The sequence below is a fragment of the Shinella sp. G-2 genome, assembly GCF_050172695.1.
GTDB lineage: Bacteria > Pseudomonadota > Alphaproteobacteria > Rhizobiales > Rhizobiaceae > Shinella.
Genome location: NZ_JBBEYH010000081.1, coordinates 1 through 550, shown reverse-complemented (window position 1 = coordinate 550; position 550 = coordinate 1). Strand labels below are relative to the sequence as shown.

Sequence of the window (550 nt, the reverse complement as noted above, 5' to 3'; positions counted from 1 at the left end):
ATTTTCCGCGTGTCGATGATCCGTCGAGCCGCCCCTCCCAGAAGGAGGCGGAAGACGCCGTCCGCGTTCTCCTGCGCTGGGCCGGCGACGACCCGGAGCGCGAAGGCCTGCTCGATACACCCAAGCGCGTGGCGAAAGCCTATCGCGAACTCTTCTCCGGCTACGATCTTGCCGCCGAGGACGTGCTCGGCCGCACCTTCGAGGAGGTTGCCGGCTACGACGACATGGTGCTGGTGAAGGACATTCCCTTCTTCTCGCACTGCGAACACCACATGGTGCCGATCATCGGCAAGGCGCATGTCGCCTATCTGCCGAACGGCCGGGTGCTGGGCCTGTCCAAGATCGCCCGCGTGGTGGAGATATTCGGCCGCCGCCTGCAGACGCAGGAGACGATGACGGCGCAGATCGCCAGGTCCATCGACGAAACGCTGAACCCGCGCGGCGTTGCCGTGATGATCGAGGCCGAGCATATGTGCATGGCCATGCGCGGCATCCAGAAACAGGGCTCGACAACGCTCACCACCACCTTTACCGGTGCCTTCAAGACCGA

Annotated in this window: 1 protein-coding gene; it reads left to right on the top strand. The window is 64.2% G+C overall.

Going from position 1 to position 550, the window contains the following annotated elements:
* Nucleotides 1-550, top strand: a 550-nt coding sequence (gene folE / locus V8U06_RS29210; RefSeq protein ID WP_427143653.1) for a GTP cyclohydrolase I FolE, incomplete at both ends; no start/stop codon positions are given.